Source organism: Nesterenkonia sp. PF2B19, from assembly GCF_001758425.2.
Lineage (GTDB): Bacteria > Actinomycetota > Actinomycetes > Actinomycetales > Micrococcaceae > Nesterenkonia > Nesterenkonia aethiopica.
Genome location: NZ_MDSS02000047.1, coordinates 21915 through 27914 on the forward strand (window position 1 = coordinate 21915; position 6000 = coordinate 27914).

The 6000-nt window shown below is 73.1% G+C and carries 4 protein-coding genes and 1 pseudogene; 4 read left to right on the top strand and 1 reads right to left on the bottom strand.

Features of this window, described 5'->3' with window-relative positions:
• Positions 1-353: 353 nt before the first annotated feature.
• The 4 genes and pseudogenes from BCY76_RS19500 to BCY76_RS12935 all read left to right on the top strand — a co-directional run.
• Positions 354-1169: pseudogene (locus BCY76_RS19500) on the top strand (molybdopterin molybdotransferase MoeA); the annotation flags it as partial.
• Positions 1170-1502: 333 nt separating this feature from the next.
• Positions 1503-2021 (top strand): cyclic pyranopterin monophosphate synthase MoaC, encoded by a 519-nt coding sequence (gene moaC, locus BCY76_RS19505; protein WP_070158908.1) that lies wholly within the window; start codon positions 1503-1505, stop codon positions 2019-2021.
• Positions 2014-3054 (top strand): molybdenum cofactor biosynthesis protein MoaE, encoded by a 1041-nt coding sequence (locus tag BCY76_RS20010; RefSeq protein ID WP_272896849.1) that lies wholly within the window; start codon positions 2014-2016, stop codon positions 3052-3054. The genes moaC and BCY76_RS20010 overlap by 8 nt, the downstream gene beginning before the upstream one ends.
• A 153-nt stretch (positions 3055-3207) precedes the next feature.
• Positions 3208-5028: a gamma-glutamyltransferase family protein gene (locus tag BCY76_RS12935; protein WP_085437782.1), complete on the top strand. Its 1821-nt coding sequence runs from the start codon at positions 3208-3210 to the stop codon at positions 5026-5028.
• On the opposite strand, the gene BCY76_RS12940 is transcribed toward BCY76_RS12935, so the two are convergent.
• The coding region (locus BCY76_RS12940; protein WP_237090141.1) for a hypothetical protein at positions 4949-6000 on the bottom strand (1052 nt) is incomplete at its 5' end. The two genes, BCY76_RS12935 and BCY76_RS12940, sit on opposite strands and share 80 nt — an antisense overlap.

The following is a 6000-nucleotide window of genomic DNA, read 5'->3' on the forward strand; positions in this document are numbered from 1 at the left end:
GCCATCGCGGGGAGACGCCCCCGCCATCGCGGGGAGACGCCCGTGTCATCGCGGGGCACTAGACTCGCAGGCATGGCGCCTGCCCCCGCATCCTCGTCACCGGCCCCCTCCTCACCCAGGCCCTCGTCACGGCCCACCACCGGGTCGGCGACCACCCGTGAGCGCGCCTCCGTCAGCGAGCATGTGGGCCGGCTGCGCACCGTGCTGTCCGCCGCCCTGCAGGACCCGGCGCGACACGGCGGGGAGTCCCTCCGCGTCATCGAACCCGGTCTGGTGGGCCGAGTCGCGGCTGCCGATGTCATCGCCGAGGCCCCGCTGCCGGGCTTCGACAACTCGCAGATGGACGCTTCGCCGTGCGCTCCGCGGACCTCACCCCGGGCGAGGAACGGTCGCTGCCCCTGGCCGGCGTCGTCCCAGCCGGATCCGCCGCGCCGTCGCTGCCCGAGGGCGCGACGGCGGCGGTGATGACCGCGCGGCCGCTCCCGGAGGGCGCCGACGTCGTCATCCCCGTGGAACGCACCACCGCCGGCAGCTTCCAGGATCTGCTGCCGCAGTCAGACCCCGGAACCTCCGGTCCGCCCAGCGGCCGGACTGCGAGGTCGGTGACGTTCACCGAGCTGACCGCCGAGGATCTCAGCCCGGGACGCTTCATCCGTCCCGCCGGATCGGACGTCGAAGCCGGCGAGACGGTGCTGCGCGCCGGTGAGGCCCTCACACCGGCCCGGCTCGGGCTGCTGGCCGCCCTGGGGCGAGCGACGGTGTCCGTCCGGCCCCGGACACGCGCCCTCGTGCTCGCCACCGGGGACGAGGTCCGCCGCCCGGGGAGCACGCTGCGGCCGGGCCAGCTGCATGATGCCAACACCCCGCTGCTGATGGCCGGACTGGAGAGCCTGGGGGTGGAGGCCCATGCGGCCTCGACGGCCTCCGACGACGTCGCCACGTTCACCGATGTGGTCGAGGAGCTGATCAGTCAGTACGACCCCCAGCTGCTGGTCACCGCCGGCGGCATCAGCGCCGGCGCCTTCGAGGTGGTCCGCCAGTCCCTGGCCGACCGTGGCATCGAGTTCGGCTCCATCCGCCAGCAGCCCGGCGGCCCCCAAGGATGGGGGCTGATCCCCGCCGACGGGCGGCGACCCGCCGTCGCCGTGGTCTGCCTGCCCGGCAACCCGGTCAGCTGCCGCGGTCAGCCTCGAGACCCTGCTCCGGCCGGCGCTCGCCAGCCTCGACGCCTCGTGTCCGCCGCCGCACAGGATCGCCGTCACCCTGGCGGAGGCGGTGGAGTCCCGTCCCGGGGTGACCCAGTACCGCCGCGCCGAGTTCTCACCCGCCTCCACCGACGACGCCGCCCAGCTGCCGACGGTGCGCCTGGTGGGCGGGCCGAGCTCGCATCTGCTGGGGCATCTGGCACGCGCCGACGTGCTGGTGGAGCTCACCGAAGACGACACCCAAGTGCCGGCAGGAGCCGAACGCCACGCCCTGCTGCTCACCGGAAGGAGACTCCCATGAGCCAGCCTGAGAGCTCGTCCGCCGAGCCGTCCAGCACCGGACTGACCCATGTCCGCGAGGACGGCAGCGCCCACATGGTGGACGTCTCGGACAAGGACGTCACCGCCCGCACGGCGCGGGCCCAGGCGATCCTGCGCACCCGCGCAGAGGTGACCGCCCAGCTCGCCGACGGGGCGCTGCCCAAGGGGGATGCCTTGGCCACCGCCCGCATTGCCGGGATCATGGGAGCCAAGCGCACCCACGAGCTGGTGCCGCTGTGCCATCCGCTGCCGCTGAGCAAGGTCACCGTGGACCTCGACGTCGATCAGCCCGAACCCGGAGCCGTGCTGATCACCGCCGAGGTGCGCACCACCTCACGCACCGGGGTGGAGATGGAGGCGCTCACCGCCGTGTCTGTGGCAGTGCTGACCCTCTACGACATGATCAAGGCGGTGGACCGCGCCGCTGTGATCACCGACCAGCAGGTGATTCACAAATCCGGTGGACGACATGGAGAATGGACCAGACATGACTGACCATGAGCACCTCTCAGCGGCCACTCCCGCCGAGGACGACCGCAGCCGCGAACGGATCATCGCCCCCGTGATCGTCTCCACCCGCGCCGCCCAGGGAGTGCGGGAGGACCACAGCGCGCCGATCATCGCCGAGTTCGCCGACTCCATCGGCTTCGGCTGTCGGCCGCCCGTGATCATCCCCGACGGCGAGGGGGTGCTCGCCGCGCTCTCCGAGCTGCTCGTCCAGGTGGCCCCGGCGGTCATCATCACCTCCGGCGGCACCGGGCTGACCTCTGACGATCTCACCCCCGAATACACGCTGCCGCTGCTGGACAAGGAGATCCCCGGGATCATGGAGGCGGTGCGCGCCCATGGGCGGGCGCACAATCCGCTGGCGTCGCTGAGCAGGGGAGTGGCCGGCGTCGCGGAGGGCACCGTGGTGGTCAATCTGCCGGATCGCCCAAGGCCGTCCGAGAGGGCATGCAGGTGCTGGTGGACATCCTCCCGCATCTGTGCGATCAGGTCGCCGACCTGCGTCAGCACGACGAATGGGGAACTGACGGTGACCGCTGAGCCGCGCACCCCGCTGAGCCGCGAGGGCGCCCCGCACGACGCCGAGGCGCTGCCCGCCGAGGAGCGGGTGGTCTGCGCCGCCCTGAGCGCGCAGCCGCTGGACCCGCGTCAGGCTCACGACGAGGTCTGGGCCGCCACGGCGGGGGCGGTGGTGGACTTCTCCGGCATCGTGCGTGACCACGACGGCGGCCGCTCGGTGGACCGGCTGTCCTACACCGCCCACCCCAGTGCGGACGCGGTGCTGACCCGGGTTGCCCGGGACGTGGCCGCCGCGCATCCGAGCGTGCGGATCTGGGCCGCCCACCGGATCGGCGACCTGCGCATCGGCGACCACGCCCTCGTGGCCGCCGTCGCCTCTGCCCACCGTGCGGAGGCCTTCGCCGCCTGCGCGGAGCTGGTCGAGCAGATCAAAGCAGAGGTGCCGATCTGGAAGGAACAGTTCTTCGCCGACGGTGAGAAGGAATGGGTGGGGATCGCCTGAACCTCCGGGTGTGACGAGGTCCGGGTGTGACGAGCGGCCGCGGCCGTCGGACCGGATCCGATACTGTTGCGGTGGACAACCAAGGTCGTCCCGCCCGGGCTCCGCGCAGGAGCCGACAGGGCGGCCCCTGACGCCGAAAGGACCTGCTCGCCGATGAGCACCACGTTCACCCACGCCACGGCCGACACCACCCGCCCCACTCTGGAGGGGCGCTTCGGCATGTCGGCCTCCACCCACTGGCTCGCCACCGCCGCCGCCCAGGCCGTGCTGGAGCGCGGCGGCAACGCCTTCGACGCCGCCACTGCGGGCGCCTTCGTGCTGCACGTCGTCGAACCGCACCTCAACGGTCCGGGCGGGGACATGACCGGAGTCTTCGCCACGGCGGAGGAGCCGTCATCTCCGAGGATCCTCATGGGCCAGGGGCCGGCCCCTGCGGCGGCCACCATCGAGCACTACCGCGGGCTCGGTCTGGAGACCGTCCCGGGAGCCGGAGCCCTGGCCGCGGCCGTGCCCGGAGCCGTGGATGCATGGCTGGTGCTGCTCCGCGACCACGGCACCTGGGAGCTGTCCGAGGTCCTAGAGTTCGCGATCGACCTGGCCGAGCATGGCGCGCCGGTGCTGGACCGCATCGCCGCGACCATCCGCAGCGTGGCCGGCCTGTTCACCCAGCACTGGCCGACCTCGGCCGCCCTGTGGATGCCCGACGGAATCGTGCCCGCCGCCGGGACCCTGATGCGCAACCCGGAGTACGCCGGGGTGCTGCGGGGGCTGATCGCCGCCGGCGCCGACACCGGCGACCGCGCCGCCCAGATCGACGCCGCCCGCGCCGAATGGAAGACCGGACGGGTCGCGCAGAAGGCCGCAGCGTTCGCCGCCTCGCCGCACCGGCATTCCGACGGGGGAGAGCACGCCGGGGTCATCACGGCCGAGGACTTCGCCGCCTTCGACGCCGGCTACGAGGCACCGGCCACCGTGAAGTTCCGCGGGCACACGATCGCCAAGACCCCGGCGTGGGGGCAGGGGCCGGTGCTCCTGCAGGCGCTGAAGATCCTCGAGGCCTACGACGACACAGAGCTGGACCCCGGCACCGAGCGTGGAGCTCACCTCGTCCTGGAGGCACTCAAGCTCGCCCTGGCCGACCGGGACGCCCACTACGGACACGACGACGTGGACCTGGACCACCTGCTCTCGGCCGAGCATGCGGCCGCTCGGCGGGCGCTGATCGGCGAGACCGCCGCCGTCGACTTCCGTCCCGGAGACCTGCCCGGACGTGAGACCGTCCTGCCGCCCCTGCGCGAGGCCGGCGACGCCGAAGGGCCGGCCGGCGTCGGCGAGCCCACCGTCAGCCGGGCGGGAGAACAGACGGTCGGCGCCGATGGGGCGAGCCGCGGCGACACCTGCCACATCGATGTGGTGGACCGCTGGGGCAACATGATCTCGGCGACCCCCTCCGGCGGCTGGCTGCAGTCCTCCCCGGCGATCCCCGGGCTGGGATTCTGCCTGGGCACCCGGCTGCAGATGACGTGGTTGGACGAGCGTTCGCCGTCTCGCCTCGAGCCGGGGCGGCGCCCCCGCACCACGCTGTCGCCGACGTTGGTCCTCACCGACGGACAGCCGGTCATGGCCATGGGCACACCCGGAGGGGACCAGCAGGACCAGTGGCAGCTGCCCCTGCTGCTGCGGCTGCTCATCGGCGGGCACACGCCTCAGCAGGCCATCGACGCGCCCAGCCTGCACACCACCTCCGCACCGGGGTCCTTCTGGCCGCGCACCTGGGAGCCGGGAGGCGCCGTCGTGGAAGACCGGCTCGGCGAGGAGGTCATCCGCGGACTGGAGCGACGCGGCCACAGGGTGACTCGCGCCGGCGAGTGGTCGCTGGGGAGGCTTTCCGTGGTCACCCGGGATCCGCAGACAGGCCGACTGGCGGCCGCGGCGAACCCGCGCGGCGCGCAGGGCTACGCGGCGGGTCGCTGACGGGTCTGGTGAGCGGAACGGACCAGCGCCTCAGCCCAGCATCAGCAGCGGCCAGGCGGTGAGTCGGGCGGTGGTCCAGAGCAGCACGATGCCTGCGGCAGCCCGCGGCGAGCACCACCCAGGTGCGGACCCGGGCCGGCGTGGGCGGCAGCACGGGGACGGGGCGCGGCAGCCCCGCCTCGATCAGCACCGCACCGGTGGCGGCCCGATCGAGGTAGGTGACATGCTCCGCCCACCAGGGACGGTGGGGGTGCTTGGGGACATAGCGCACGCACACCACGGGTAGTTCGAGAGCGCCGGCTCCGGGGGAGGGGGACTCGTCCTGCTCCCTGGCGGCCTCCAGCCGGGCGGGGAACACCGTGCCCCAGGAGACGGGGTCCAGCAGGGACTTCACGTGCCAGATCCGACTCTGCGGGACCTGCCCGACGTCGTCCGGTCGCCGGCGCACCCAACGCACCACACTCGCTGTGATCAGCACGTACAGCAGCGCGACGACGAGCGCCACCACGTCCCCGCCGCGAGAGATCACCAGGTGGACCAGCGCCGGCCAGGCCAGGACCGCGGGCCACACCAGCAGGGTCGGCCAGCCGGAGGCGGCGACGATGCGTACGGTGTTGAGCTGGTGCTCCCCGGAGCCGAGCCATACGCACCCGGCCGCCGTCGTCTGCAGTGCCACTCGCCTGCTGAGCTCCGCGCCTTGGGAATGTCCCACCAGGACCACACGATCGGCGCGGGCCGAGGCTTCCTCCACGATGCGCCGCAGTCGGGGCAGCACAGTCTCGTCCAGGGCCGCCGACCGGTACAGCCAGGCGTCGCCGATGATCTCGACCATCAGCGGGCGGAGACGACGCCGCCACGCCGGGATGAGCCCGGCCAGGGGCAGCAGCACCAGCAGGACCAGCACGCCGGCGGAACTGCGGCCAGCATGGCCCCTGAGGTCACCAGGGCGCCCACCCGGCGGCCCGCGGTGCG

Bases quoted from the DNA above. Each gene is read 5' to 3' on its own strand.
- moaC (WP_070158908.1), top strand. From the start codon at position 1,503: ATGAGCCAGCCTGAGAGCTCGTCCGCCGAGCCGTCCAGCACCGGACTG.
- BCY76_RS20010 (WP_272896849.1), top strand. From the start codon at position 2,014: ATGACTGACCATGAGCACCTCTCAGCGGCCACTCCCGCCGAGGACGAC.
- BCY76_RS12935 (WP_085437782.1), top strand. From the start codon at position 3,208: ATGAGCACCACGTTCACCCACGCCACGGCCGACACCACCCGCCCCACT.